Source organism: Methylotenera sp., assembly GCF_036401095.1.
Lineage (GTDB): Bacteria > Pseudomonadota > Gammaproteobacteria > Burkholderiales > Methylophilaceae > Methylotenera.
Map to the genome: position 1 here is coordinate 47,658 of NZ_DASWWA010000024.1, position 24,657 is coordinate 72,314.

Sequence of the window (24,657 nt, forward strand, 5' to 3'; positions counted from 1 at the left end):
CGCAATGAAGTTACATTTAACCACCGCTGAAAATAACAACCTGATCACAGGCTATGGCGAAAGCTATATAGAGATCAACAAACAGCGCTACGCGCAAAACTTAATTGTTATGCCGCAGACTATAGTGGTGGATTGGCATGCGAAAAATGTTAGCGCTTTGAATAATGATCATTTTCAAGAGTTAATCAAATTAAAGCCTGAAGTTGTGTTGCTAGGCACTGGTAAAACGCATGTGTTTTTACACCCGAAGAACCACCAAATACTGACCGAACATGGCATTTCACTTGAGTGCATGACTACAGCTGCCGCCTGCCGTACCTATAACATCCTAATGAGTGAGGGCAGATTAGTGGCTGCTGCGCTAATCCTGTAACACAATCTACACACCCACAACCCTAACACTCAAACAGTAATAGCCAGCACCTTAACGCCCTCTGACAGCGCTAACTATTTAGCTCTTTTACAGCTAGCTCTTGGTAGCTGCCTTAATGACTGCATTTAAAACACCCGGATACTTACTTTCCACTTCTTCCAGCCTTAAAGAGTTCATGTGCTCGGTTCCTTCTATCAAGGTCTCAACCAGGCCGGCACTGCGAAGAATTTTGAAATGATGCGACATGCTGGATTTAGGGCGATTCAGATTAATTTCACCGCACGTCAGCTTCCTACCCGCTTGCGCAAGCAGCATAATAATCTCTAGGCGCGTTGGGTCAGACAGGGCATACATAATGTCCGTTAACTCGACCTGCTCTATCGTAGGATGTTTGATTTGTCGCATGTATTTAATTTAACACATCTCTTTACATTATTCTATAGTTCTATTATATTCGAACAATAGAATTAATTATTGAATCTCAACATTAAGGATCATCATGAATAATTTATTTTCGCCCTACCAACTGAAGGGTGTTACTTTAAAAAACAGAATCGCCATCCCACCTATGTGCCAATACATGGCAGATAATGGCCTAGCGAACGATTGGCACAAAGTGCATTATGCAAGTCTGGCACGTGGTGGCAGCGCATTGGTAATAGTAGAAGCAACCGCCGTATCACCCGAGGGCCGAATAACACCCCACTGCCTAGGTATTTGGAATGATGAGCAAGCTGACCAGTTACGTGAAATTGCAGCCGCAATCAAAGCAGCAGGTGCTGTTCCCGGCATTCAGATTGCGCATGCAGGACGTAAAGCTAGCGCGAATATTCCATGGGAAGGCGATGACCATATACCTGCTGACAACCCAGACGCATGGCCGACCATAGCGCCATCAGCAATCCCATTTGGCGGTGAACTTGGTCGCGTACCATCTGAAATGACGCTAGCCGATATCAAGCGGGTACAAAATGACTTTGTGCTAGCAGCACAACGTGCGCGTGATGCAGGGTTTGAATGGCTGGAACTACACCTTGCACATGGCTATATGGGCCAAAGTTTCTTTTCCCCACACTCAAATCAGAGAACAGATGAATACGGCGGAAGCTATGAAAACCGGGCCAGATTCAGCAATGAAATGCTTACAGCAGTAAGAGATGTTTGGCCAGAAAACTTACCATTGACCGCCCGATTTGGCGTTTTGGAATATGACAATAGAGATGAAGAGACACTAAGCGAATCAATTCGATTAGTGAATGAATGGAAGAAAATTGGGCTGGATATGCTGAGCGTCAGTGTTGGTTTCACCATACCAGAAACCAACATTCCATGGGGGCCTGCATTTTTGGCTCCAGTTGCTGAACGTGTGCGCAATGAAACGCAATTGCCAGTTTCATCGGCATGGGGATTTGGTGCACCTAAGCTTGCTGATCAGGCAGTACGCAATGAACAGTTGGACTTAGTAATGATAGGACGTGCTCACTTAGAAAATCCAAACTGGTCATATCAGGCAGCAAAAGAACTGGAGATGGAACAACCGGCTTGGGTTCTACCTCCACCATATGCGCACTGGTTATCAAGATACAGAAGCCCAACTGCTGAGTAAATTAATTTATAAGCTGGGTTGGGTGCAATCAGCAGGTTGTACCCACTCAAGTGTTTATTATCTGAATATACTTAACAGTGGCACTGGCGTGAGTATCAACCATTAGCACATCACTTACTGAGCTGGACTTAAGGTAACCTCTAGGCCACGATCTGTTACTTTCATGTCTTTTGGGTAATATTGCGTAGCACCCACCTTGAGCGAGTCGGGCTTGACCGTATAAAGTGTAAGGCCATTTAAAAGCTGACTGCCAACCATTTTAGCGATGCCTCCCATGGCATCGCCGTATTTGGGATCAACACCATCAATCACAAAATCATCTACTGCAACCTCATTCAGAATTACCGAGTTTGTGGTGGAATCTAATTGCAGATTACCTGATATTCCCAGCTTGCCTGCCATCTTTTTGCCATTTAACTGATTCAATAACTGTGTATCAAACTTTGTATGCATACGGCCTGTTGCATGGTCAAACTTCACATTGGCATTGCTTAAACTAAGATCAAAGACTTTAAGCAAAGAGATAGGAATCAGCAGCTTTTCATTTAGCTTGGATTGGATTTGCTGCTCGGAGATATAAACGGTGTGATTGGAGAAACCTGCGCAGCCAAACAGGAAGAAGATAGGAAATATGAGACCTAACAACTTAGCTTTGATACTCATACTTCCTCACCCCAATAACAACTAAAAACGCATTACAGATTTTTCGTAGACAACGTCAATGTTGCGTTAGTGCCGCCAAAACCAAAACTATTGGATAGTGCTGTTTCAATTTTAACGTTTTCAATAGCTTTGCGAACGATATTTAAACCCTCTGCTGCTGGATCTAACGTTTCAATATTGGCAGAGGCTGCAATAAAGTTATTTTCCATCATCAGCAAGGTATAAATCGCTTCATTCACACCAGCTGCACCTAAAGCGTGGCCAGATAAAGACTTAGTGGAAGCAATTGCTGGATTTTGGTTTAAACCATTTTCACCAAACACTTCACGAATTGCCTCCAGTTCTTTCACGTCACCTACAGGAGTACTTGTACCATGTGTATTGATGTAATCAATTTTAGCATCAACACCCTCTAGCGCCAGGCGCATACAACGTATAGCGCCCTCGCCACTTGGTGCAACCATGTCGTAACCGTCAGAGGTAGCACCATAACCTACGACTTCTGCATAGATTTTTGCGCCACGCGCCTTGGCATGCTCATACTCTTCTAACACGACAATACCGCCGCCGCCAGAAATCACAAAGCCATCACGGTCAGCATCATAAGTACGAGATGCTTTATCAGGTGTGTCATTATATTTACTGCTTAATGCACCCATGGCATCAAACATAAACGACAACGTCCAGTGCTCTTCTTCTGCACCACCAGCAAAAATAATATCTTGCTTACCCAGCTGAATTTGCTCAACGCCAGCACCAATGCAATGTGCGCTGGTAGAACAAGCTGAGCTAATGCCGTAATTAATACCTTTGATTTTTGCACCGGTAGCAAGACATGCAGATACACCGCTCGCCATTGCTTTTGTCACCATATATGGACCTACGCGGCGCACACCTTTTTCACGCAGTGTATCTACACCTTCTAAAATGCTTTCATGTGATGCACCACCTGCACCTACGATTAGACCCGTACGTACATTAGATACCATGTCTTCAGGTAACTTCGAATCTGCAATAGCCTCTTGCATGGCAAGCCATGCATAAGCATGGCCTTTGGCCATAAAGCGCATCAACTTACGATCAATCAGTTCTTCTACTTTAAGATTCTTGATAGATCCTGCTACATGTGAGCGTAAACCCATGGCAGCATACTCTGGTTGATAAGTGATACCTGACTGACCAGACTTTAGGCTCGCCAATACTTCTGCTTTATTGTTGCCTAAGCTGGAAACAATTCCAAACCCCGTAATAACGACACGACGCATTTCGTGCTCCTTAAAAACTTTTTTATTCTACTTAAAAACTAAAAATAATCTGAAAACTAGAAATTATCTGTACGCGTGAACAAGCCTACGCGTAAATCTGTTGCTACATAAATTTCACGGCCATCAATTTGCATGGTTGCATCGGCAATACCCATCACTAGCTTACGCATAATCACGCGTTTTAAATCAATGGTGTAAGTTGCTTTTTTAGCAGTTGGCAACACTTGGCCGGTGAACTTAACCTCACCTGCACCTAATGCACGGCCACGGCCTGGGCCGCCCATCCAACCTAAATAAAAGCCCACAAGTTGCCACATGGCATCTAAACCTAAACAGCCTGGCATGACTGGATCACCGGTAAAGTGGCAATCAAAAAACCATAAATTAGGCGTGATATCCAGTTCAGCAATAATTTGACCATTACCATACTTACCACCCTCTTCAGTAATGGAAACAATACGATCAAACATCAACATTGGCGGCAATGGCAATTGCGCATTACCCTCACCAAACATTTCACCGCGACCACATTTGAGTAATTCTTCTTTTGTGAAACTATTCTGTCTTTGCATAATTTTGTCTTTGTAAATGAGTTTTTTAAACGACTATTTGCACCCGACCAAGGAGCCATTCATCTAGCCACTTGATTTAACTTTCGCTATTTTCGCTGGAAAACCATTTTTACGAAAGCGATATTCACTTTTTATTGCTACTTTTATTCACTTTTTAATGTTTTCAATTCATATTTAGGATATATTTTAATAAAGGGGTATACAGATCTGTTTACCCCTGCAATAAAAACGTTTACCATGTGTTTAAGTTCTCACAACCATTTAAAAAATACAGGAATTCTCAATGAGTGATGTTCAACTAGCTGATTGGCGCAACCATGCGCTTACCTTAGAGTCTGAAGTCAATAAAGTTGTGGTTGGCCAACAAACGCCAATTAGACTGATTACCACTTCAATTTTTGCCCGTGGTCACGTATTGCTTGAAGGTGATGTGGGTGTAGGTAAGACCACACTGTTACGTGCTTTTACACGCGGTATTGGTGGTGGCTACCAGCGTATTGAAGGCACTATTGACTTAATGCCTAACGACTTGGTTTACCATACTTACTTAGGTGAAGACGGCAAACCGCATGTGAGCCCAGGCCCATTGCTGATGTCAGGTGAAAATCTTTCTGTATTCTTCTTTAACGAAATCAACCGCGCCCGCCCGCAGGTGCACTCTTTGTTACTGCGCGTGATGGCCGAGCGTAGCTTATCTGCTTTCAATACCGAGCATTACTTTCCACACATGATTGTGTTTGCTGACCGTAACCAAGTAGAAAAAGAAGAAACTTTTGAGATTCCATCTGCTGCACGTGACCGTTTTATGATGGAAATTCCAATTGTGGTACCAAATGACGATGCCATCATGGAAGCTTTAGTCTTTGACACCAAATTCCATAATGTAGACGCACTGGTCGACACTGTAAAACCTGATGTACTCCAATTTGACGAACTCAATGCATTCTCTAGTGTGATTCAAAACAACATTGAAGCAAGCGACACGCTTAAGAGATATGCCTTAAACCTTTGGAAAGCAACTAAAGCCCCGCTGGATTACGGTGTAAAAGTTTCTGGCGTAGATATGAACCGCCTAGTACTGTCGGGCGCCAGCCCACGCGGCATGAGTATGATGCTACGTGCAGCACGTGTAAACGCATGGCTAAACAACCGTAATGCAGTGTTGCCAGATGATATTCATGCAGTGTTTCACTCCACGATTGCGCATCGTTTGGTATTCAGCCCAGTGTATGAAATGCGCCGCACTGAAATTGCGCGTGAAATGCTCTCCGGCATTGTGAATGCAGTTGCTGCACCATAACTACAGCTACGCTAGCAGGTGAACATTGCGTTATAGCAATCCAGCTATATTTTAAGACTGCATTATCAAATCAGAGAAAAGGAAAGACGAACTAAGTCGGTGAGCGGAATTAAGCACAAAACGCCCAGAGCGCACGAGCTAATACACGCACAAGTTGTGTAGCGAGCTTAGCCAGCGCAAACACTTAGCTTGTGTTTCCTTAAAAATGGTGTTGAAAACAACCCAACCATTGGATTCTATGTTGGATTTTTATGATTGAAAATATTAAATCTTTTGACTATCACATTAGCTGGAGATCGCGCGGTCGCCATCCGGGTAGGCACGCCAGTACGCAACGGGGCATGGGCATGGAGTTTCGTGGGCATACCACTTTGCTATCTTATCCTGACCCGCGCCGTATCGATATTCGCCAAACTATACGCGACCCACTGGAGCAAGTGTACGTTCGCCTGTTCAATCAAAAAAGCGCCACGCCGGTGTATGTCATCTGCGATTTATCCGGCAGTATGAACTTTGGTGCTAAAAAGAGAAAAATCAAATTAGCTGCAGAAATTGCAGAGTCAATTGCACAATCCGCCAGTGAACATCATGACCCGTTTGGTTTTATCGGTTTTGATGAAAAAGTACGTGAAGACTGGATTAGCACAACTTCTTTCAAATCTCACCATGCAATTACTATGGCAGAGTCTTTAAAGGACTTCCACCCTGCCCAAGTCAATTGCAACGGCATTACTGAGGTTTACCGCTATTTGCCACGTGAACGTTCTTTAGTGTTTTTGATTTCAGACTTCCATATGCCTAACAGTTTGCTTGAGGGCGCATTATCTAACCTGTTGCGCCATCATATTGTGCCGATGGTGTTATGGGATTCTGCTGAATATAGAAACCTGCCAGAATTTGGCTTAGTCAATGTTGATGATGCGGAAACCGGAGAAAAGCGTACCTTATTTTTGCGCAAAGAATTGCGCGAAAAAATCGTACAGTCCTTCGAAAGTAGACGCAACGAAATATATGAGCTCTTTATGCGTTTCGACATGCCACCTTTTTATGTTGAAGGTGAGTTTGATGCAGACTCGCTGACAGAATACTTTCACCAATTTGTAGCCGCTTAAATCACTTAAAAAATAATCATGACAAAATATTTTAGAGACCTACTACTCGCCGCCATCCTAAGCATCGCCTCGCAACAGGCGCTGGCGATTGATAGTCAATCACTCCCAGATGTTGATGAAGGCGTGGTAAGTATCAGCACTGTAGACCCATTTAAACGTGTGGGATATACCGTTGGTGATGTGATTGAGCGAGAGGTAACACTCACGATTAAAGCCCCGTATAAACTGATAGAAACTTCATTACCGATAGTAGGCTACGAGAAACGTTACAGAGGTAAAGTGATTGGTATTGAGTTAAAAGAGATACAGCACAGCAAAATTGAGCATAAAGACTATACAACGCACCAATTGAAGCTTGCTTATCAGGTATTCACTAATAGCGTTGTAGCTAAAAATGCCGCATTGGGTCCTGAATATTTGCATTTAGTGAACACTAAAGACAAAAAGCAGTTGGTCAAATACCGCGTGCCTAGCTTAGATATTGCAGTTTCACCTATCGCAATTTTTGGCCAGGTTAAAGTAGAAAACAACATGAGTACGTTTCTTGAGCCTTTACTGCTAAAAAATGATCAAGAAAAAACCAGACTAAAACTCGCCATTGCTGTGCTGGCACTAAGCCTGCTTGCATTACTTTACATCTTTGGTAAGCACGCATGGCTACCACGCATGGGAGGAAACTTTGCCAAAACTTACCGTGCAATTAAAAAGCTGCCACACAATGATGAAGGGCTAAAACAAGCAGTTGCTGCAGTACACCACGCTTTTAACCAGACTGCGAAGGTCAGTGTTTTTAACGGCAACGTAGATGAGTTCCTCGCACACAACCCAAACTTTCTGCATATCAAAGATGAAATATCGCAGTTTTTTGGTTTATCACGCCAAGTGTATTTTGAGCCTAGCGCCGTACACAGTGTAGGTAACAACCCTAGGCTATGGCTATTGAAATTCACCAAGCAATGCCGCGACTGCGAACGAGGCTTAATTCCAACCACTAACAAGGCTGGAGTCTAACCATGGCTTTTTCTCATCCATGGGTCTTATGGCTGCTGCCTTTAGCATTTTTACCTTTGCTACTTCAACGCGCGCATGCCAAGCACTATTCTTGGGTAGACATGCTACCTGCAGACCCTCTATCCAATCTGATTGGTCTAATTTTAAAAATATTAGCGGTATTAACCCTGATTTTTATCATATTAGGTTTAGCCGCGCCGCATACCACCGAGCAGAAAGTGGAGCGTATTGGTGTTGGTGCACAAATCGCGCTGGTACTAGACCGTAGCGCCAGTATGGACGACCCTTTCTCCGGCACCACAGATCACAATGGCAATACTACAGTAGGTGAAACTAAGTCCGTGGCGGCAGCTAGGCTCATTACCGAATTTGTGAAGTCGCGTCAGCAAGATATGTTTGGAATGATTACCTTTAGTAATTCTGCCATGTATGTGCTGCCACTTAGTGAAAATAAAAAAGCGGTGATTGCAGCAGTGCAGGCCACTGCCGGCAACGCGCTGTTTCAAACCAATATTGGCAGCGGCTTAACTAGTAGCGCTGGTCTGTTTGATAAAGTCACCGACTCAGGTTCACGTGCTGTTATCTTGCTCTCCGACGGTGCCGGGCGAGTAGATGCCGATACACAGCAAAAAATCCGAGACTGGTTTCAACGCTTAAACATTAGCTTATATTGGATTGTTTTGCGCCAGCCTGGTGGACTGAGTATCTTTGACCCGAACTTTGTTCCGGTAGAAGACCAGCCCCTGCCTGCCCAAATTGAGCTGCATGAGTATTTCCAGACATTTAAGACGCCATTTAAGGCTTATGAGGCTGAAGATCCTAAGTCACTGCAACTAGCCATGAATGACATTAATAATCGTGAGAAAAAACCGATTAAATACGTGGAAAAAGTACCGGGGCGAGAGTACACAAATATTTGCTTTATGATTGCCACAATCATGATTGCACTACTACTGGGCGTTAAAAGAATAGAGGTAACGACATGGCATTAAACATTAAAACAACCATAGCCAACTTGATTTCATTTAAAAGATTGACCCACTTTTTTAATGTAAAAGTGCTGTCATGGCTATTCATCATCACGGCATTGCTAGCCAGCATTGCCTGCATTTACTACTTTAACCGCATTCAGCAGATTGAGGCATTTAATACCGCAATCAGCACTGGCAAACAGCCAAAAACAGACTTACAAAGCTTTGAAGCTAAGTTTTCAACTGCTTATTGGCTGGCAAAGAATGAACGATACAAAGAGGCAACCTTGCTCTTTAATAAAGCACTAAATGGCGCAACCATAGAGCAAAAAGCTGCGATTCAATATAACTTAGGTAATATCTTTTTTAGACGCGGACTAGCAATCGCCGGTACCAACATGACAGTACATGATGAAGCCGAATACCTGCTCAACCAAGCTAAAAAGGCTTATCAGCTTTCTTTAAGACAAGACAACAGCAACTGGAGAGCAAGACATAATTTAGACCGCTTGCTGACTATGTTGCCAGAAAACCCTACGCCAGGCGCAGGTGAAGGCGATTCACCAGGCTTGATTATGGGTAACATTCCAGTAGGCTTGCCTTAACGCTAAGACTGAATAACTTAGAGACTGATTGATTCATTATGCATCCAATTTATAATTATTTACGTCACCGCAAAGATGTAGGTCTGTTGCTCGCTGCCTTTTTACTGTTGGTCATCGCATTGTTTAATCCGAAGATTCCAATCAAGCGCAACATCTACAGCTATTTATTTGCTGTAGATATTTCACAAAGTATGAATGTGGTGGATAAAACACTTAATGGCAAACCAGTTTCACGCTTAGTCTACACACAAGATACTTTGCACAAACTCGTTAGTGAATTGCCATGCGGTACTAATATCAGCATTGGTTTATTTGCAGGCGTCAGCGTTGCCGCGCTCTATACCCCAATCGAGGTTTGCGAGAACTTTGACGCGATCAACGACACCATCGACCATTTTGACTGGCGTAACGGCTGGTCAGGCAATAGCAGGATTAGAGCCAGCATGCCGGTATTAGCTAAAACCATTCGCTCGTTCCCTGCCCCTGCCCAAGTGGTATTTTTTACAGATGGTGAAGAAGCACCTAAACTGCATATTTTTAACAGGCAGGATTTGACCTCTTTCCAAGGTGGTGATGATTGGCTGCTTGTCGGCGTAGGCTCAGACAAGGGCACCCCTATCCCTAAGTTTGATGAATTTAACCAGCTCATCGGCTACTGGGCAAATGAGAGCTTTGCTATGCAACCTGGCATTGCCCAGATTTCAGAATCAAATTTAGGTACCAGAAATGATAGCGTAGCGAATGGCGAAGGCGACCGCTACTTATCTAAACTAGATGAAGCATATTTAAAAGACTTGGCAAAAGAAATTAATGGTATGTACGTACGTGCAGATAGCGTAAACACAATCCTGAGTGCTATGAAAAAGCAAAAGCCAGCGCGCCGCGACAACGCAAATTTTGAAATTCGCTGGGTTCTAGCAAGCTTGGCTGGAATATTATTTATATTCGCCTACCTGCCTAAACACCCTCTACATGAACTAAAAACGCAGTGGCGCACTTTAGTGAGCCGTCGTCGTGAGGTTAAACAAGAAACGCTATAACAGTGCAGACAATGCTAAGGTATTAACGTAGCATTGTCGCGCTTCCCCCAAAGCATCCACACTCTAAATATCCTAAAGCTCTGAGCATCAGTGCTATCTGGCAAGATTAACACCGAGTGAGTTAACAGGCGCTGCAAATATGTTGCGTCTTTAGGCTTAAACTGCACGATAGTTAGCCATGGAGTGACTATACTGTCACCGCTTAATGAGCAATCACTTAAGCTATGCCCGTCTTTTCTAATGATATACAACTGGTTTTTCGCATTAACATGCAGAGCAACCGGTGACCACGGCAATAAATGCAATCCAACTGCCGCCATCACGTAAGTAGCTGCCAGCCAAATCAGTAATAATGACAAACACTGCATCACAAATGAGAGCGGCACCAGGTAAACTAGCCAGCTACTCATCACTGTCATGCATAATAATAGTGCACATAAAATAAATGAGGGCTTGAAATTCAGGGTTATCGGCTTCACGTTATAATCAGCAATCTGTTATACAAGATTTAATTGATACTAAGCAATAATACAAAAGGTTAACATGAGCAATCAACAATGGCAGGAATTTATTCAAACCTCAACACCCACAAAAGACGCGGGTAGCACTCAACCATTGTTAGATAGCGCAACCGTGATGTACGACTTATCGCATTTAGGTCTGCTGCAGCTTAGCGGTGCTGATGCGTTTAACTTTTTACAAGGCCAAGTCACCAACGACGTTAAGTTGTTAAAAGACGCTGCACACTACACAGGCTATTGCACACCTAAGGGTCGCATGCTGGCGCTGTTTCTGGCGTTTTCACAGCATGACCGCATCTATTTACAAATGCCGAAGGAATTAATCGCAGCCACAGCAAAGCGGCTAAAAATGTATGTAATGCGTAGCAAGGTAGAAGTAGTGGATGCCAGCCATGACATTATCAAAATTGGCCTAAGCGGTCCGAATGCACAGGCGCTACTTAGCACGCAATTTGCGAAAGTACCTCAAAATGACTACGAATTAGTATCACTGGAAAATGGCTCATTACTGAAACTACCTGGCAGCACCCATGCACGTTTTGAGATTCTGGCAAATATAGATCAAGCACAAGTGATTTGGAGCGCGCTATCTTCACAGGCCACAGTGGCGAATTCATCACATTGGGAATGGTTGGAAATTCAAGCCGGCATCCCTGATGTAAAAGCTGAGACTCAGGAAGAGTTTGTACCGCAAATGTTAAATCTGGATTTACTAGGCGGCATCAACTTTAAAAAAGGTTGCTACACCGGCCAGGAAATTGTTGCACGCACACACTACCTTGGCAGCATCAAACGCCGCACCTACCTGACGCATTCAAATCAAATTGCACAGCCGGGAGAGAATATTCTAAATGCAGCAAGCGAAGCTGTTGGCAAAGTAGTACGCAGTGCACCATCACCTCTAGGTGGCTATGATTTGCTGGCTGAAATTAGATGTGCCGAAATCAACATGGAAACTCCAGAAAGTAACCAGCTATCGGTTAATGGGCATGCATTAGCATTGCAAGCACTGCCATACGCACTTTAGCAGTTGCGTATAACAACTGGCATCAGCGACAGATAGCTTCGCTGATTCAGTGGCTTGTTATAGGTTTGGCGCTAACGCTAACATTTAAATCAAGTGTTTAAATTTAAGCGCTTTAAAATCTAAGCGTTTGGCGCCTAAGCTACACTTAGCACAAACTTAGTTAGAATAAGCCAAAGATAGATTTAGGGCTTTGTCGCAGATGGGGGAACTGGAGGAGGTGGCAACGCTTGCGGTAACGCTTGGTCTATCACCTGATAAAAAACTTCATCTTGCTTAATCATGCCAAGCTCGCTACGCGCGCGCTCTTCAATTGCTGCCTGACCACTTTTAAGATCTCGCACTTCAGCCTCTAGCGTACCATTACGTGCTTTTAACGTGGTATTTTTTTCCTGCTGTAGTGCAACCTGACGATTCAAGTCCCACACACGTAACCAGCTACCTTTGCCTAGCCACAGTGGATACTGTAGCAAGGCAATCAAGATCACAAAAATTAGTGTGAGGGCTTTCAATTTTAACTATTCAAACACACTTTAGCGTTATTTAAATAATTGGTAAAAAGCTGACTTACCAGCGTAGCTAGTTGCATCGCCCAACTCTTCTTCAATACGCAACAGTTGGTTGTACTTAGCAATACGCTCTGAACGGCACAGTGAGCCGGTTTTGATTTGCAATGCATTGGTTGCCACTGCAATGTCAGCAATCGTGCTGTCTTCTGTTTCGCCTGAACGGTGTGAAACCACTGCAGTGTAACCCGCACGTTTAGCCATTTCGATGGTTTGGAATGTTTCAGTCAATGTACCGATTTGGTTTACTTTGATCAATACAGAGTTAGCCACGCCACGTTGGATGCCTTCACGCAGGATTTTTGTGTTGGTCACAAATAAATCATCGCCAACCAACTGCGTTGTTTTACCTAAACGTTTAGTCAGGATATCCCAACCTTCCCAGTCAAACTCGCCCATGCCGTCTTCAATACTGATGATTGGGTATTTATCACACCATGTAGCCAAGTAGTCAGTGAATTGACCTGAAGTCAGTGCCAAACCTTCTGATTCTAAATGGTAACGACCATCTTTGTAGAACTCAGTACTTGCACAATCTAAACCTAGGAAAACATCACGGCCTGGCTCGTAGCCTGCGTCTGAAATCGCTTCCAAAATGTACTGAATCGCAGATTCGTTAGATGGCAAGTTAGGTGCGAAACCACCTTCGTCACCAACTGTAGTCGCAAGGCCTTTTTTATGTAAAGTCTTTTTCAAAGCATGGAATACTTCAGCACCACAGCGAATCGCTTCACGGAATGAAGGCACACCTGCTGGAATAATCATGAACTCTTGCATATCTACACTGTTGTCAGCGTGTGCACCACCGTTGATGATGTTCATCATTGGGGTTGGCAATTGCATAGCGCCTGAACCGCCAAGGTAACGGTAAAGTGGTAAACCTGATTCTTCAGCCGCTGCACGTGCACAAGCCATTGATACAGCTAAGATTGCATTTGCACCTAAACGGTCTTTGTTTTCAGTACCATCTAATTCAATCAAAGTTTTGTCGATGAAGCTTTGCTCTTCAGCGTCTAAACCGATAATCGCTTCTGTGATTTCAGTGTTTACATTTTCAACAGCTTGTAACACACCTTTACCTAAGTAACGGTTTTTATCGCCATCACGTAGCTCAACCGCTTCTTTAGCACCAGTAGATGCACCTGAAGGTACAGCCGCACGGCCGATCACGCCACTTTCAAGTAATACATCTGCTTCAACAGTTGGGTTACCGCGTGAATCTAAAATTTCGCGGGCGATAATATCTACAATTGCGCTCATTACTTTCTCCTAAGTTCTAAATCGTTTGGCTACCAATAAATCAGACGCACACGTAAATTAACGCATTAAACGCTTAACTCACCTATTGGCACGAATGCTGCAGCCTAATTATTTTTTACAACGTACTTTCAATAAAACCTGCTTTTTTAACTAATCTGTCTAAATCTACCAACACTTCCAACAAATCTCTCATTTTGTGCAACGGCCATGCATTTGGGCCATCAGATAATGCTTTTGCAGGGTCTGGATGGGTTTCCATGAAGATACCGGCAATGCCGCTAGCAACTGCAGCCCGCGCCAAAACAGGCACATGCTCACGTTGACCACCGCTCTTGTCACCTTGACCACCAGGCTGCTGCACAGAATGTGTGGCATCAAATACCACTGGGCAATCTGTCTCACGCATAATGGCAAGTCCGCGCATATCCGAAACTAGCGTGTTGTAACCAAATGAAGCGCCACGTTCGCACACCATAATATTGTCTGCACCACCGTTAGCTTCTTTGGCTTTTTGCACCACATTGCGCATATCACCAGGCGCCATAAATTGGCCTTTTTTGATATTCACCGGCTTACCTGAGCGCGCACAGGCAGTGATAAAGTCAGTTTGACGGCACAAAAATGCCGGCGTCTGCAACACATCGACCACAGCAGCTACATGCGGCACCTGCTCTTCTGTATGCACATCAGTCAAAATTGGCACACCAATTTGGCTACGTACGTGGTCTAAAATCTTTAAACCTTCATCCATGCCAAAGCCACGGAATGTTTTGTTCGAGCTACGGTTAGCTTTGTCGTAAGAAGACTTGTAAATAAATGGGATATTGAGCGCTGTGGCAATTTCTTTTAGCTGACCGGCGGTATCAATCGCCATTTGCTGCGATTCGATCACACATGGGCCAGCAATTAAAAATAGTGGATGCTCAAGACCCACATCAAAGTTACATAATTTCATACGATTAACACCTTAATATTTAGCGATAAAACAGCTATAGATAAACGCTAGCTGTAAACTCCATGCATATTGCGTTTATCTATACCGGTATTGATTGCTGGGTTATTTCTTCTAGATTACTTTTTATTGTCCAGCGCCGCCTGTACGTAAGCCGTAAACAACGGGTGGCCAGCACGCGGATTAGAAGTAAATTCTGGGTGGAACTGACAGGCAACAAACCAAGGATGCACATCCTGTGGCAGTTCAACCATTTCGCACAAGTCTTCAGTCGGCGTTCTTGCAGAAACCACCAGGCCAGCCGCTTTCAACTGATCCACATAGTGATTATTCACCTCGTAGCGATGGCGGTGACGCTCATTCACGGCTGTACCGTAAATGCTTGCAGCCAAAGTGTTCGGCACGATAGGACAGCTTTGTGCGCCTAGACGCATGGTGCCGCCTAAGTCTGAGTTCTCATCACGTTTTTCGATGTTACCTGATGCATCTTGCCACTCATCAATCAGGCCAATCAGCTTATGCTGTGCTTGCGGATTAAACTCAGTACTGTTTGCATCGGTTAAGCCTGCTACATGGCGTGCAAACTCAATCACCGCCAGTTGCATACCCAAACAAATACCTAAATAAGGCACTTTGTTTTCACGTGCATATTGAATCGCGGCAATCTTGCCTTCTGTACCACGCACACCAAAACCACCCGGTACTAAAATCGCATCCATGCCTTGCAATGCAGCAGTACCTTTTTGCTCGATATCCTCAGAATCCATATAGTGAATTTTCACTTTTGACTCAGTGTGAATACCAGCGTGAATCAATGCTTCTGTCAGTGACTTATATGACTCTGTCAGGTCAACATACTTACCCACAAAAGCCACGTTCACCAAGTGTTGAGGGTTGGCTAGTGCAGTAGCGATGCGCTCCCACTCTGACAAATCAGCCGGTTTCACCTTAAGCTCTAACTTATCGCAAATAATGCCATCTAGATTTTGCTCGTGTAACAAGCCTGGGATTTTATAGATTGAATCTGCATCAATCGCACTGATAACGGCTTCAGATGCAACATTAGTAAATAATGCGATTTTTCTGCGTTCATCTTCAGGAATATTACGGTCAGCGCGACATAGCAATACATCTGGCTGAATACCGATTTCACGCAATTCTTTTACAGAGTGCTGTGTAGGCTTGGTTTTTAACTCACCAGCGGTTGGAATCCAAGGCAATAGAGTTAAGTGAATATAGCAAGTATTGTTTCTGCCTTCTTCAAAACCCATCTGGCGGATAGCTTCCAAGAATGGTAGTGACTCAATATCACCTACCGTACCGCCGACTTCAACAATCGCTACATCAGCACCTTCAGCACCGCGTTTTACATGCGCTTTGATTTCGTCAGTAATGTGTGGAATCACCTGTACTGTTTTACCTAGATACTCGCCGCGACGCTCTTTTTTAATCACGGTCTCGTAAATTTGGCCAGTAGTGAAGTTATTGCGTTTACCCATGCGCTGGCTAATAAAGCGCTCATAGTGACCTAAGTCCAAGTCGGTTTCAGCCCCGTCATCAGTGACAAACACTTCACCATGCTGGAATGGACTCATAGTACCTGGGTCAACGTTAATATAGGGATCTAGCTTGAGCATGGTCACTTTGATACCACGTGACTCTAAAATTGCGCCTAAGCTGGCGGCAGCGATGCCTTTACCAAGAGAGGAAACAACACCGCCGGTTACGAATACATATTTGGTCATGGAGAAGGCACTTAAATTATTATTACAGACGGGAGCCTATTTTACTTTAAAGCCCTAACACCTACAAATAAAAACTCTTAATTCTGTGTTTATTTTACAGGGCCTAATTCTGCCTAGCGTTTTAAAAGCAATCATGAACCACACTGATAGTACGCTAAGAAATTCACGCAATCTTGATATAAATCAATCGAGTAAATTTTCATACGCATAGAATTAACAACGAAATAATCAAGGTGATTATATTTATTAAGGAGATTAAGGATATGTACGCAAATTTATTTGGCACATTTGCAGGTTTACTAAGTTTAGGGGTAATTGTATTTGTATTATTAATGGCGGCATTTTTCTTGCGCCTATTCTTTTCAGGCAACCCACAAAATAAACAATAAGTCTGGCAAGCCTCAAGCTCAGCGCTTGAGCATAATGCACACTAAGGGTTATTGACCCATGTGCCATAACCCTTAAACTTTTCCTGCACTTCCAACATCTCCTGCTGCGTCAGAATATATGGCTCTCCCACTTGCAGCGCCCTTAAGTACTGCTCACATAAGGTTTCTACCTCTAACGTGACGCTCAGCGCTTTTTCTGCCGTTGCGCCCACCGCAATCATGCCGTGATTTGCCAGCAAACATGCAGTTCTATGTGTTAATGCAAGCAAGGCGTTATCTGACAACTGCTGGCTTCCGAACAAAGCATAATCCGCACATTTGATGCTATCACCACCCGCCACCGCAATCATGTAGTGAAAGGCCGGAATATCGCGCCTTAGGGTACTGAGCGTGGTTGCAAACATGCTGTGGGTATGAATCACTACATTCACTGCTGGTTTTGCATGCAGGATATCCACATGAAAGCGCCACTCACTGGAGGGCGCCAGTTCACCTTGTGCATGACCGGAAAAATCCATCCACACCATATCGGCAGCACGCATATGCTCCACCGCCATACCCGAAGGGGTGATTAACAAGCCTGCCTGCCCTTGTGCATTAGCTACGCGGATACTTGCGTTACCGGACGTACCGCGATTTAAACCCAAAGCACAAAGCTGCTGACTCAATAGCAACAGCTGCTCACGCGCGCACTCCAACTGATCAGTCATCACCATATCCTTAGCATCATCTTTGCATTGTGTGTAATTGCTGCGGTGTGTAGACACCCCGCTCGGTAATGATACCTGTCACCAACCTTGCCGGCGTCACATCAAATGCCGGGTTTACTACCTGCGTGCCATGCGGCAATATATTAACTGTGGCAATCGTACCATCGGCCAGCTTACCACTCATCCAAGACAACTCTTCTGCGCCGCGCTCCTCAATCTCAATCGATTTCACGCCGTCTTCTATCGTCCAATCAATGGTAGGTGAAGGCACTGCCGCGTAAAAAGGCACATGATGCCCCAGCGCCACGCTATCAAACGCAGCCAATGCTTTTAAATAGGTGCCGATTTTATTGCACACATCACCTGTAGCGGTAACGCGGTCGGCACCCACAATTACCATATCCACCTGCCCCTGCTGCATCAAGTGCCCACCTGCATTATCGCTAATCACCGTATGTGGCACGCCATGCTGCCCCAGCTCCCATGCCGTTAAACTGGCGCCTTGGTTACGCGGGCGCGTTTCTCCCACCCACACATGCACATCGATGCCTGCATTATGTGCGGCGTAAATCGGCGCTAACGCCGTGCCAAAATCAACCGTTGCCAGCCAGCCGGCATTGCAATGCGTGAGTATATTAATAGTGCGGGCTTTTTGTTGATGCTGCACTTGGATTAAAGTCAGACCATGCGCACCAATTGCCTGATTCAGCCGCACATCTTCATCACAAATCTGCGCAGCCTCTGACCATGCTGCAGATTGGCGCTGTGTGTCTGGCAATCTGAGCAAAGCACTCAGCATACGCTGTACCGCCCACTTCAAATTTACCGCCGTTGGGCGGCTGGCAATCAACTGCTCTGCTGACTGCTGCAAATGCAGATCAGAACAGCTGTCTAAAGTGGAAAGTGCAATGCCATAAGCTGCCGCGGCACCAATCAAAGGTGCACCACGCACTTGCATGGTTTTAATCGCCACTATCATCTGTGCCAGCGTTGCCACCTTAGCTACCTCAAAAACGTGAGGCAGCTTGGTCTGGTCAATAATTTCTACACAGGGTTGTGCATACTCAAAATTAGGCCAAATAGTACGGTATTGCTGATGATTAACTAACATGAAAACCCTAACGATTTATACGCTTTTTTATAAAAATTATTAAATATAAATATTGACTTCTAAAAAGTTCCCGAGAACTTAAAATACTACCCACAATATCTGTGGATAACTTTGTGAATTATTGTGACTTAAAAACGTAACATACCAATTTATAAGGTTTTTTTTAAATCGCTTATTTTTTAATCTATTATTTTATTTATATAAATCAACAATTTACAAATCAACCGTTGATTGTTAACGTTTTTTTGGCATTCTTAATGTAGTGCATTAACTGGTGTGCATAAGTCAGCTAATTTTGGCATGATTTTTATGGCGTTGGCGCCAGTAATATCAAGCACTTGAGCCACATCAACCTGCCTTAAATCCGCTAAAACCTGTGCAATTTTTAACAGCTCAGCTGGGCTATTTCTGCCAGCTGTTCCTAACCATTCTGGCGGAATATCTGGAGCATCAGTTTCCAATACGATAGCCTCTAAGGGCAGCTGCGTCGCTAATGCACGAATCCGCAACGCACGCGGATAAGTCATTGCGCCGCCAAACCCCAATTTAAAGCCTAAGGCTACAAATTGCTCAGCCTGCTGCATGCTGCCGTTAAACGCATGTGCAATCCCGCCTTTAACTTTATATTTGCGTAATTGCTTCAAAATATCATCTATCGCGTGCCGCACATGCAAAATAACTGGCAAGTCATATGCTTGTGCAATCTTAAGCTGCTCTATAAAGAAATGCGTTTGCAGTTTTATGTTTTCAGGGTGACTGGTTGGATTGGTTAAGAAATAATCCAAACCAATTTCACCAATGGCAACGGGCTGGTGATTTTGTAAATAGCTACGCAGCAATTCGAGGTCATCTAATGATGACTGATCCACATACATAGGATGTACGCCAAGGGCGTACAAGCAATTTTGGTAGTGCTGACATAAGCTGATGACAGCATCAAAGTTAGAGCGCGCCACAGCGGGCACCACAATGCCAGACACCCCATGCTTAAATGCAGAGCGCACGACATTATCGCGGTCAGCATCAAACTCGGCTGCGTCCAGATGGCAGTGGGTATCTATCAGCATGATCATTCCATTTCTATTTAAGCACTAACACAATGCCAAATACACAATATCAAGTGCACAATGATTGTGACCATACATCAACGGTGGTTAGTTCTACAGCGTTGAAATTAACAAGATGCCACACCAACCACTAAATAGTATGCACAACGGGCTTAGCACGTACGCGGATATCATTGCCAACCTGGCGCACATCTAATATCTGCAAGTCTAGCACTTGCTTCATAGCGGTGAATTCAGGCATGGCAAACATGCCGTGCGCGGCACTCCCCATCAACTTAGGAGCATAATAGAAAATAAACTCATCTATCAGGCCAGCATGCAACAATGCACCATTCAGCCCCTGCCCCGCTTCAACCAGCACATCGTTCACACCGCGCTGCGCTAGCACTTGCAACAGTTGCTGCAAATCAACCTGCTGTGTTTGATTAGGGATAGCAATCAGCTCAACACCTTTTGCAGCCAAGGCTTCAGCACGCTGCTCTGCATCTACCGCATATGCCACCAGCACGGGGCTATGTGCCAACATCGATGGCTCTAATATTTTACTGTCTTGTGGTATTTGTAAACGGCTATCCACAACCACGCGCATGGGTTGGCGCATAGTCGGGTTTAAACGTACGGTCATGCTCGGGTCATCCGCCAACACCGTGCCGATACCAGTTAGAATCACACAAGACTGAGCGCGCCAGTGCTGCACATCTTGCCGCGCAGCCGCGCCGGTAATCCACTGGCTTTTACCATTACTAAGTGCAGTACGGCCATCTAAACTCGCGGCGATTTTACTGCGTACATAGGGTAAACCGCGCGTCATACGTGCAACAAAGCCCGCATTAAGTGCAACGGCCTCCTGCTCCAATAAGCCGACCACAACCTCTATGCCTTGCGCACGCAGGGCAGCTACCCCACGCCCAGCTACCAGCGGATTAGGGTCTTGCATGGCGATAATCACACGCTTAGGTTTTGCTGCAAGCACCGCTTGTACGCAGGGTGGTGTTTTACCAAAATGGCTACAGGGCTCCAATGTTACGTAAACATCGGCGCCTTCTGTTAGCGCACCCGCTTGCCGCAATGCAAACACTTCCGCATGCGGCTCACCAGCTTTGAGATGTGCGCCTTGCCCTACAATTTGATTATCTCGAACGATGACGCAACCTACCCTCGGGTTAGGTTGCGTAGTGTACAAACCTTGAGCCGCTAAGCGCAGTGCAAGGCTCATATAGGTGTAATCAGATGTGGGTAATGTAGACAAAAACGTTGAGCAGTATCGATGGGTTAACGATAGATTGGGCAGGCATTTTAAGTATCGGTAGAGCGGCGCTTAGCCGATACGGCTTGCTTATCCAAATCGCGGATAACATCATTAAAGTCGTCCACATCAGAAAAGCTCCGGTAGACAGAAGCAAAGCGGATATAGGCCACTTTATCCATCATCTTAAGCTCATGCATCACCATTTCACCTAAGTCTCTGGCGTGTACCTCACGCTCGCCACGCGCCAATATCTTTTGCGTCACGTGGTCTAGCGCTTTATCCACGTATTCGGTTGGTACCGGACGCTTGTGTAACGCACGCGTGAATGACACCCTTAACTTTTCACGCTTAAATTCTTCACGTGTCCCATTTTGCTTCACAACCTGTGGTAAATGCAGCTCTGCCGTTTCGTAGGTAGTAAAGCGCTTATCACATGCGCCGCATTTACGGCGGCGGCGAATTGAATCCCCCTCATCATTGACTCTAGAGTCAATGACTTGGGTATCATCGGTTCCACAAAAAGGACACTTCACAATTAGCCTTGGTACACAGGGAATTGTGCAGTTAAAGCATGTACCTTAACTTTAGTTGCAGCAATCACTGCTTCATCCGTTGGATTATCCAACACGTCAGCAATCAGGTTTGCTACCAAACGTGCTTCTTCTTCTTTAAAGCCACGTGTAGTAATTGCTGGTGCGCCGATACGGATACCAGAAGTCACGAATGGGCTCTCTGGGTCGTTAGGAATCGCATTTTTGTTCACAGTAATATGTGCCAAACCTAGCGCTGCATCAGCCGCTTTGCCAGTTAAGCCTTTAGGACGTAAATCCACCATAAACATATGTGACTCAGTACGGCCTGAAATAATGCGTAAACCACGTGCAGTCAAGGTTTCAGCCATAGCTTGTGCATTTTTAATCACTTGCGCTTGGTAAGTTTTGAATTCTGGCTGTGCTGCTTCCAAGAATGCTGTCGCTTTTGCTGCAATCACGTGCATCAATGGGCCGCCTTGTAAGCTTGGGAACACACTAGAGTTCAATGATTTTTCGAACTCAGCTTTAGCCATAATGATACCGCCACGTGGGCCGCGCAAAGTTTTATGCGTGGTTGACGTTACAAAGTCAGCATGCGGTACTGGGTTAGGATACACGCCAGCAGCGATTAAGCCTGAGTAGTGCGCCATATCTACCATAAAGTATGCACCTACTTTTTTAGCAATCTCAGCCATACGTGCCCAGTCAAAACGCAAGGCATAAGCAGATGCTCCGCCAATCAATAGTTTTGGTTTGCACTCAACGGCAATACGCTCCATCTCGTCGTAGTCGATTTCTTCTTTATCGTTTAAACCATAAGGCACTATGTTAAATAACTTGCCTGAAAGGTTTGCTGGTGAACCGTGCGTCAAGTGACCGCCATGACCTAAGTTCATACCCATTACGGTGTCACCTGGTTTCAAGATAGAGAAATATACCGCTTGGTTGGCTTGCGAACCTGAATGAGGCTGCACGTTGGCATACTCTGCACCGTAAAGCGCTTTTAAGCGATCAATCGCAAGTTGTTCCACTTGGTCAACATATTCACAGCCACCATAAAAACGTTTGCCTGGGTAGCCTTCTGCATACTTATTGGTCAACTGAGAACCTTGAGCCTGCATCACTGCTGGGCTAGTGTAGTTTTCAGAAGCGATAAGTTCGATGTGTTCATGCTGGCGCACAACTTCTTGCTCAATCATGCCCCACAATGCAGGGTCAGCTTGATTTAAAGTATTGGCGTAGTTAAATGGTGCTTGCGACATGGTATTTTAGTTTTCCAAATATTTGAATAAAAGGGAGTTGTTCACATTTTAACATGCCAAGCCATCATCGTTAAGATGAAGTATTAAAGTTATAAAATTTAGCCACAAAAGCACGCCATGCAGCACAAGTGGTTGATATTAACCACTTTGGTTTATTTTGGTGCACAAATTAAGCACCATAAAAATAATAAAACATTGAATATTAACAATATTTTTATTGGCATCTTACTTGCTTTTATAGATACAAGCGCATATCTCCAAAACGCCCCTTAACCCGTACACTTTATCAAGTGCTACGGGTTTTTTTTGCTTATATAAAATACCGCACATGATTTTTATAAGGGACAAAGCTATAATCCATCAACCATAAGGAGAGAAACGTATGAAATGGACGGACAGCCAAGCAATCGCAGAGGCACTTTACGACAAACACCCTGATATTGACCCCAAAACCATCCGCTTTACGGACTTAATGGAATGGGTACTCAACCTTGACGGATTTAATGACAGCGCAGATAAGTGTGGCGAAAGAATCCTTGAAGCAATACAACTTGCATGGATTGACGAAGCAGACTAAAGCTAATGATAGAAGCTTTGCTATGCTTGTTTATCAAGCACTTTATCTGCGACTTTCCACTACAGGCATCGCCTTGGATGTACAAGAACAAAGGCGTTTATGGTCATGTTGGCGGCATAGCTCATGCTGCAATACACGGCATAGGTACGTTAATAGTGTTAGCCTTCTGGCTAGGTGCTTCTGCATGGATTTTTGCACTGGCTGATATGATTATTCACTACCATATCGACTGGGCTAAAATGAATGCCAGCAAAAAATTTGGCCTACAAGCCAATAATAGCGAATGGTTTTGGATACTACTCGGCTTCGACCAGCTATTACACCACCTGACTTATTTTGCAATCGTTGCAATCGCCTTTAAACTCGCGTAATCAATATGTCTAGAAACACGCTGCTTTCTATCATTGTCTGGTTAGCATTAGCAGGCATCATTTATTACCTCGCGGACAGCATTCAAAATCCTAATAAGATTTACAGATTAGGCAACGCAAGCTCTGTCGTGCTTAAACGCGGCTTAGATGGGCACTACCGCAGTGAGGCACTCATCAACGGCAAAAAGGTCAACGTACTTGTAGATACAGGAGCAACCGGTGTTGCCATCTCACAAGCCACTGCAGATCTGCTTGATCTGAAAAGTATTAACGCTGTGCGCACTAATACCGCCAATGGTGACAGCGTGGGCTACATGGTTAGGTTAGATTCAGTAAAAATAGGTGGCGTGCAAGCTCGCAACGTTGCGGCCATGATTGCACCAGGGTTGGATGGGGACGTGTTGCTAGGCATGTCATTTTTAGGACGCATGGACATTCGCTTGTATAAAGGCGAAATGACTATCACGCAAGTAGAATAAGCCTACTTCAACACACCATGCGAGCAAGACATAACATCTCACTCGCATATCTAATAAATCTCTAGGTAATGACTGTAGGTGCAACTCGGCTAGTTTTCTCTACCAACTGAGATATCTGCAGCGCAATTTGTATCATTTCCGCTAACGCCACCTGCGCATCCAAGTGATGTTTCGCACTATCAGGCTCATACGCTTCTAAGTAAATACGCAAGGTTGCGCCTTCCGTACCGGTGCCAGACAACCGGAATACGATACGTGAGCCATCGGTGAATAGCACGCGTATGCCTTGATTATTGCTAACCGAACCATCAATCGGGTCATGG

Annotated in this window: 28 protein-coding genes and 1 pseudogene; 13 read left to right on the plus strand and 16 right to left on the minus strand. The window is 44.6% G+C overall.

What is annotated here, in order from left to right; genetic code table 11:
• The first annotated feature begins 4 nt into the window (after positions 1-4).
• Positions 5-373 carry an Mth938-like domain-containing protein gene (locus tag VGD82_RS12025; protein ID WP_331020625.1) on the plus strand — a complete coding sequence of 123 codons (369 nt, stop codon included), beginning with the start codon at positions 5-7 and terminating at the stop codon, positions 371-373.
• Positions 374-466: 93 nt separating this feature from the next.
• On the opposite strand, the gene VGD82_RS12030 is transcribed toward VGD82_RS12025, so the two are convergent.
• On the minus strand, positions 467-778 hold the full coding sequence (locus tag VGD82_RS12030) for an ArsR/SmtB family transcription factor (protein WP_331020626.1): 312 nt from the start codon (positions 776-778) through the stop codon (positions 467-469).
• Positions 779-872: 94 nt separating this feature from the next.
• Between VGD82_RS12030 and VGD82_RS12035 the strand changes: the two genes are divergently transcribed.
• Positions 873-1,979: an NADH:flavin oxidoreductase/NADH oxidase gene (locus VGD82_RS12035; protein ID WP_331020627.1), complete on the plus strand. Its 1,107-nt coding sequence runs from the start codon at positions 873-875 to the stop codon at positions 1,977-1,979.
• A 114-nt stretch (positions 1,980-2,093) separates the two neighbouring features.
• On the opposite strand, the gene VGD82_RS12040 is transcribed toward VGD82_RS12035, so the two are convergent.
• The 3 genes from VGD82_RS12040 to fabA are packed head-to-tail and all read right to left on the minus strand — an operon-like array spanning position 2,094 to position 4,479.
• Complete coding sequence (locus VGD82_RS12040) at positions 2,094-2,642, minus strand: DUF1439 domain-containing protein (RefSeq protein WP_331020628.1); 549 nt, start codon at positions 2,640-2,642, stop codon at positions 2,094-2,096.
• A 32-nt stretch (positions 2,643-2,674) separates the two neighbouring features.
• Complete coding sequence (fabB, locus tag VGD82_RS12045; RefSeq protein ID WP_331020629.1) at positions 2,675-3,907, minus strand: beta-ketoacyl-ACP synthase I; 1,233 nt, start codon at positions 3,905-3,907, stop codon at positions 2,675-2,677.
• 56 nt (positions 3,908-3,963) lie between these two features.
• The gene (fabA, locus tag VGD82_RS12050) at positions 3,964-4,479 is read right to left on the minus strand and encodes a 3-hydroxyacyl-[acyl-carrier-protein] dehydratase FabA (protein ID WP_015832479.1); all 516 of its coding nucleotides are present in this window, start codon (positions 4,477-4,479) and stop codon (positions 3,964-3,966) included.
• A 283-nt stretch (positions 4,480-4,762) separates the two neighbouring features.
• Between fabA and VGD82_RS12055 the strand changes: the two genes are divergently transcribed.
• The 6 genes from VGD82_RS12055 (at position 4,763) to VGD82_RS12080 (ending at position 10,518) form a co-directional block, all read left to right on the plus strand.
• Positions 4,763-5,779 carry a MoxR family ATPase gene (locus VGD82_RS12055; RefSeq protein ID WP_331020630.1) on the plus strand — a complete coding sequence of 339 codons (1,017 nt, stop codon included), beginning with the start codon at positions 4,763-4,765 and terminating at the stop codon, positions 5,777-5,779.
• A gap of 251 nt (positions 5,780-6,030) precedes the next feature.
• Positions 6,031-6,891 (plus strand): DUF58 domain-containing protein, encoded by an 861-nt coding sequence (locus VGD82_RS12060; RefSeq protein WP_331020631.1) that lies wholly within the window; start codon positions 6,031-6,033, stop codon positions 6,889-6,891.
• A gap of 18 nt (positions 6,892-6,909) precedes the next feature.
• Complete coding sequence (locus VGD82_RS12065) at positions 6,910-7,902, plus strand: hypothetical protein (protein WP_331020632.1); 993 nt, start codon at positions 6,910-6,912, stop codon at positions 7,900-7,902.
• A gap of 2 nt (positions 7,903-7,904) precedes the next feature.
• Positions 7,905-8,894: a vWA domain-containing protein gene (locus VGD82_RS12070; protein ID WP_331020633.1), complete on the plus strand. Its 990-nt coding sequence runs from the start codon at positions 7,905-7,907 to the stop codon at positions 8,892-8,894.
• On the plus strand, positions 8,885-9,478 hold the full coding sequence (locus VGD82_RS12075; protein ID WP_331020634.1) for a hypothetical protein: 594 nt from the start codon (positions 8,885-8,887) through the stop codon (positions 9,476-9,478). Before VGD82_RS12070 ends, VGD82_RS12075 begins: the two co-directional genes overlap by 10 nt.
• A gap of 38 nt (positions 9,479-9,516) precedes the next feature.
• Complete coding sequence (locus tag VGD82_RS12080; protein ID WP_331020635.1) at positions 9,517-10,518, plus strand: VWA domain-containing protein; 1,002 nt, start codon at positions 9,517-9,519, stop codon at positions 10,516-10,518.
• Between the two features lie 14 nt (positions 10,519-10,532).
• Here VGD82_RS12080 and VGD82_RS12085 read toward each other — a convergent pair whose 3' ends face one another.
• On the minus strand, positions 10,533-10,928 hold the full coding sequence (locus VGD82_RS12085) for a hypothetical protein (RefSeq protein ID WP_331020636.1): 396 nt from the start codon (positions 10,926-10,928) through the stop codon (positions 10,533-10,535).
• Between the two features lie 133 nt (positions 10,929-11,061).
• Between VGD82_RS12085 and VGD82_RS12090 the strand changes: the two genes are divergently transcribed.
• Positions 11,062-12,066, plus strand: coding sequence for a folate-binding protein YgfZ (locus VGD82_RS12090; protein WP_331020637.1), 1,005 nt, complete (start codon positions 11,062-11,064; stop codon positions 12,064-12,066).
• Between the two features lie 182 nt (positions 12,067-12,248).
• Here the strand turns inward: VGD82_RS12090 and ftsB are convergent, their stop codons facing one another.
• From ftsB to VGD82_RS12110, 4 genes are all read right to left on the minus strand, one after another.
• Entirely contained in the window at positions 12,249-12,575 is a 327-nt protein-coding gene (ftsB, locus tag VGD82_RS12095; RefSeq protein ID WP_331020638.1) for a cell division protein FtsB, read from the minus strand.
• A gap of 27 nt (positions 12,576-12,602) precedes the next feature.
• The gene (gene eno / locus VGD82_RS12100; RefSeq protein WP_036302503.1) at positions 12,603-13,889 is read right to left on the minus strand and encodes a phosphopyruvate hydratase; all 1,287 of its coding nucleotides are present in this window, start codon (positions 13,887-13,889) and stop codon (positions 12,603-12,605) included.
• Between the two features lie 115 nt (positions 13,890-14,004).
• The gene (gene kdsA, locus VGD82_RS12105) at positions 14,005-14,844 is read right to left on the minus strand and encodes a 3-deoxy-8-phosphooctulonate synthase (RefSeq protein WP_036302501.1); all 840 of its coding nucleotides are present in this window, start codon (positions 14,842-14,844) and stop codon (positions 14,005-14,007) included.
• 116 nt (positions 14,845-14,960) lie between these two features.
• Entirely contained in the window at positions 14,961-16,586 is a 1,626-nt protein-coding gene (locus VGD82_RS12110) for a CTP synthase (protein WP_331020639.1), read from the minus strand.
• 263 nt (positions 16,587-16,849) lie between these two features.
• On the opposite strand from VGD82_RS12110, the gene VGD82_RS12115 reads away from it, so the two are divergent.
• Positions 16,850-16,975 carry a DUF3149 domain-containing protein gene (locus VGD82_RS12115; protein WP_331020640.1) on the plus strand — a complete coding sequence of 42 codons (126 nt, stop codon included), beginning with the start codon at positions 16,850-16,852 and terminating at the stop codon, positions 16,973-16,975.
• A gap of 41 nt (positions 16,976-17,016) precedes the next feature.
• Here VGD82_RS12115 and VGD82_RS12120 read toward each other — a convergent pair whose 3' ends face one another.
• The 6 genes from VGD82_RS12120 to glyA all read right to left on the minus strand — a co-directional run bounded on the left by VGD82_RS12120 (position 17,017) and on the right by glyA (position 22,907).
• A complete protein-coding gene (locus tag VGD82_RS12120) occupies positions 17,017-17,685 on the minus strand; it encodes a class II aldolase/adducin family protein (protein WP_331020641.1) in 669 nt (222 codons plus the stop codon).
• Between the two features lie 16 nt (positions 17,686-17,701).
• Entirely contained in the window at positions 17,702-18,796 is a 1,095-nt protein-coding gene (gene mtnA, locus VGD82_RS12125) for an S-methyl-5-thioribose-1-phosphate isomerase (protein ID WP_331020642.1), read from the minus strand.
• Positions 18,797-19,050: 254 nt separating this feature from the next.
• Entirely contained in the window at positions 19,051-19,863 is an 813-nt protein-coding gene (locus VGD82_RS12130; protein ID WP_331020643.1) for a TatD family hydrolase, read from the minus strand.
• A gap of 130 nt (positions 19,864-19,993) precedes the next feature.
• Positions 19,994-21,112 carry a bifunctional diaminohydroxyphosphoribosylaminopyrimidine deaminase/5-amino-6-(5-phosphoribosylamino)uracil reductase RibD gene (ribD, locus tag VGD82_RS12135; protein ID WP_331020644.1) on the minus strand — a complete coding sequence of 373 codons (1,119 nt, stop codon included), beginning with the start codon at positions 21,110-21,112 and terminating at the stop codon, positions 19,994-19,996.
• A gap of 47 nt (positions 21,113-21,159) precedes the next feature.
• A complete protein-coding gene (gene nrdR / locus VGD82_RS12140; RefSeq protein WP_135278251.1) occupies positions 21,160-21,645 on the minus strand; it encodes a transcriptional regulator NrdR in 486 nt (161 codons plus the stop codon).
• 2 nt (positions 21,646-21,647) lie between these two features.
• Entirely contained in the window at positions 21,648-22,907 is a 1,260-nt protein-coding gene (gene glyA / locus VGD82_RS12145; RefSeq protein WP_331020645.1) for a serine hydroxymethyltransferase, read from the minus strand.
• A gap of 382 nt (positions 22,908-23,289) precedes the next feature.
• Between glyA and iscX the strand changes: the two genes are divergently transcribed.
• The 3 genes from iscX to VGD82_RS12160 are packed head-to-tail and all read left to right on the plus strand — an operon-like array spanning position 23,290 to position 24,334.
• Entirely contained in the window at positions 23,290-23,484 is a 195-nt protein-coding gene (gene iscX, locus VGD82_RS12150) for a Fe-S cluster assembly protein IscX (protein ID WP_135278253.1), read from the plus strand.
• 5 nt (positions 23,485-23,489) lie between these two features.
• Positions 23,490-23,855 carry a DUF3307 domain-containing protein gene (locus VGD82_RS12155; protein WP_331020646.1) on the plus strand — a complete coding sequence of 122 codons (366 nt, stop codon included), beginning with the start codon at positions 23,490-23,492 and terminating at the stop codon, positions 23,853-23,855.
• Positions 23,856-23,860: 5 nt separating this feature from the next.
• A complete protein-coding gene (locus tag VGD82_RS12160) occupies positions 23,861-24,334 on the plus strand; it encodes a retropepsin-like aspartic protease (protein ID WP_331020647.1) in 474 nt (157 codons plus the stop codon).
• A 61-nt stretch (positions 24,335-24,395) separates the two neighbouring features.
• Here the strand turns inward: VGD82_RS12160 and VGD82_RS12165 are convergent.
• Positions 24,396-24,657: pseudogene (locus VGD82_RS12165) on the minus strand (alpha-D-glucose phosphate-specific phosphoglucomutase); the annotation flags it as partial.